We start from the raw sequence: 507 nt of genomic DNA on the forward strand, positions 1-507 counted from the left end.
TGCCGTCGCTGAAGGGAGCCGGGCAGGCGCTGCTGTGGGTCGCGGTGGCGGCGTGGCTGGCCGTCGCCGCGGCGGCCCTGGTCACGGCCCTGGCGCCCGTCAGGTCCAGAGCACCGCGATGAAGACGTTCGCCACGGTCAGCAGTCCGACCAGGCCGAACAGGGGCTTCTCCACCGTCTCGTCGTCCCGCTTCACATAGACGAGGCCGAGGATCACGATCAGCAGGGCCAGCTTCACACCGATCTTGATGTTGTTGACGTGCTGGTCGTCCGCCTGGTTGAGGCCGACCAGGATCACGCCGGTGACCAGCATCGTCGCCGCGCCGTGGAGCATCGCGGGGACGAAGCGGGCCGTGCCCCGGCCCATCGCCTTCAGCTGCGTGAGGAAGCCGCCGAGGAGCGCGGCGATGCCGATGATGTGCAGGCCGACGAAAAGATGGATGAGTACGTCCATGAAGCCGGATGCTAGCCAGCCGTGCGGGTGCCACTCGACACCGGCCCACCCCTC

Annotated in this window: 1 protein-coding gene; it reads right to left on the reverse strand. The window is 68.6% G+C overall.

Annotation, left to right across the window (positions count from 1 at the left end; all coding sequences use genetic code 11):
- Positions 1 to 99: 99 nt before the first annotated feature.
- Positions 100 to 453: a hypothetical protein gene (locus ACLJPL_RS34175; protein WP_307164983.1), complete on the reverse strand. Its 354-nt coding sequence runs from the start codon at positions 451 to 453 to the stop codon at positions 100 to 102.
- Positions 454 to 507: the final 54 nt, after the last annotated feature.

The organism is Streptomyces sp. cmx-18-6, from assembly GCF_046548915.1.
Classification (GTDB): domain Bacteria; phylum Actinomycetota; class Actinomycetes; order Streptomycetales; family Streptomycetaceae; genus Streptomyces.